The following is a 3,041-nucleotide window of genomic DNA, read 5'->3' on the forward strand; positions in this document are numbered from 1 at the left end:
CACTGCTCCAACATTTACCGCTCCGGCTAACCTTACCATCTATACAAGTGCAACATGTACTTACGATAAAACAGTAACAGCCACGGGTGATGTAACCAATGAAGCAGACAACTGCTCAACGGGATTAAATGCGACATTTACTGACGCTGCTCCAGTGGCGATCGCTGGCTGTCAGGGAGGTTTCACCATAGCAAGAACATGGAGTTTGGTTGACAACTGCGGAAACGCTACTGCAAACCAAGTTCAGACAATCACTATCCGTGACAACACTGCTCCAACGCTAACTGTGCCAGTGAACACAACTGCAGAATGTTCTTCTGTGCCACAAGCAGGAATTGCAAGCGCTGTTGATAATTGTGACACAACGCCTACCGTTACTTTCGTGGGAGAAACATCTACCAAGACTAGTACAGGGGCCTGTACTGACCAAAATTATACATTAACTAGAACTTGGAAAGCCGAAGATAGTTGTGGTAATTTTGTAACAAAATCACAAACAATAAAAGTACAGGACACAACAGCTCCTTCAATTTTCACCCGCCCACAAGATATAATACTTGAAAGTGACAATAATTGTTATGCTGATACTAGTACTGCATCAACTGGTATAGTTACAAATATTATTGACAACTGTGATCCTAATCCAACTGCTACCCCTACTTCTGATAGTGATTGTTTTGGAAACTCAGATGAACATGCGATAAACGCAGGTGTTGGTAATTACTTCCCTTTTACTGTTTCAGGATTTGATGGTATATCAGCTAGTGATATTGGAAAAGTTGCGTTAGCTTTCGAAACAAATCAAGGAAAAGGAAGAGCAGAATTTACTCTTGTTGCTCCTAATGGTCAAGCGGTCATATTAATAGGCCCGTATTGTACAGGTAGCTTAGCCTGCGATGACTCTAGTTCTAGCACTAAAGAGTTATATACTCCTGTATTTTATCCAAATGGTCATCCTATGTGGAACAATAATAATTTAATTCCAGTTGGCACTGGCGAATTCACTCCAAATGGAGCGCTATCTTCAACAAATAGTATCAATCCAATTAATGGTCCAGTATCATACGTATCCAATTTTGAAGATTTTACTGGAGATATGAATGGTAACTGGTTTATTTATTCCAGAAAACAAAGTGAAAACAATGGGAATGTTGATTTCAAAAGTGTTTGTTTAACGCCTTCTGAAGGAGCTTGCGGTACTAATAAACTAATTGTTAGACACTGGTCAGTAAGTGATGTTTGTAAAAATACTGCTAAGTTTGATCAAGTCATTCGTGTAATTGATAAAATGGCGCCTACTTTTACAAAACCGGCAGATAAAACAATTTATACAGATGCAAATTGTCAATACAATAAGACTGTTGAATTTACTGGTGACGTATCAGATGAAGCAGACAATTGCTCAACTGGAATTCAAACAACTTATGCTGACGCTGAACCGGTAACACTAGTTGGTTGCCAAGGTGGATTCACCATATCTAGAACTTGGAGCTTGATTGACAACTGCGGAAACAAAGCAGCTGACCAAATTCAAACCATTACAATCCGTGATGATATTGCTCCTACATTTACGGCTCCAGTTGATAAAACTATTTATACTGATGCTAATTGTACATACAATACAAATATTGAATTTACCGGTGATGTAATAAATGAATCAGACAATTGTTCAACAGCAATTCAAGCAACTTATGCTGATGCTGAACCGGTTGCACTTGTTGGTTGCCAAGGCGGATTCACCATCACTAGGACTTGGAGCTTGACTGACAACTGTGGAAACAAAGCGGTTGACCAAATTCAAACCATTACAATCCGTGATGCTATTGCTCCTACATTTACGGCGCCAGCTGATAAAACTATTTATACTGATGCTACTTGTATATACAATACAAATATTGAATTTACCGGTGACGTATTAGATGAAAGTGACAATTGCTCAACAGGAATTCAAGCAACTTACGCTGACGCTGAACCAGTAGCACTCGTTGGCTGCGAAGGCGGATTCACAATAGCTAGGACTTGGAGCTTGACTGACAACTGTGGAAACAAAGCAGTTGACCAAATTCAAACCATTACGATACGCGATAACACTGCACCAAATTTTACGGCTCCAGCTGATAAAACCATTTATGCCAGTTCAACTTGTACCTACGATACAAATATCGAATTTACTGGTGACGTATCAGATGAAACAGACAATTGCTCTACTGGAATTCAAGCAACTTATGCAGACGCACAGCCAGTGGCAATCTTAGGTTGCCAAGGCGGATTCACCATAGCCAGAACTTGGAGCTTGACTGACAACTGTGGAAACAAAGCGGATGACAAAATTCAAACTATTACAATACTTGATAATACTCCGCCAACTTTTACAATTGAAGCCTTAAATATAACTGTTGAATGTGATGGCGAAGGGAATCAAAATTCAATTGGCGACTGGTTAGCTAATAACGGCGGTGCTGTTGCATCTGATACTTGTTCTAACGTAACATGGTCTAATAATTTTAATTCACTTTCGAACGATTGCTCCACTGCTGTAACTGTAATTTTTACTGCGAAAGATTCTTGTGGTAATACTGCCTCAACCTCAGCTACATTTAGTGTACAAGATAGCACTAAACCAATAGCTCCAGAAGCTCCTGCATCGGTAACGGTTTCTTGCAGTAACAATGTACCTATAATGTCTAGCCTATCAGCGATCGACAATTGTAGTGGTCAAATTACTACAGAAGGAATAGATACAATCAAACAAGGTAATTGTACCAACTCTTATGTTATTACCAGAACATGGACATTTACTGATGCTTGTAGCAATTCTTCTTCTTCGGTGCAAACTATTACCGTTCAAGATATAAATGCTCCAGTAATTGCTCAACTGCCAGCAGCTACAACAATCTCTTGTCCTGCACTGCCTGAGTTCACTCAAGCAACAGCAACTGACGAATGTGGTTCTGCTTTTGAATTGACTCATATCGATACGACTGTCAATGGTGCATGTGCGGGCTCCTATTCTGTTACCAGAACCTGGACCGCTAAAGATG

The 3,041-nt window shown here is 39.9% G+C and carries 1 protein-coding gene; it reads left to right on the top strand.

Features of this window, described 5'->3' with window-relative positions:
• A partial coding sequence (locus tag BUC23_RS17450) for an HYR-like domain-containing protein (RefSeq protein ID WP_073205849.1) occupies positions 1 to 3,041 on the top strand: 3,041 nt, incomplete at both ends.

Source organism: Flavobacterium xinjiangense (assembly GCF_900142885.1).
In the GTDB taxonomy this organism is placed as follows: domain Bacteria; phylum Bacteroidota; class Bacteroidia; order Flavobacteriales; family Flavobacteriaceae; genus Flavobacterium; species Flavobacterium xinjiangense.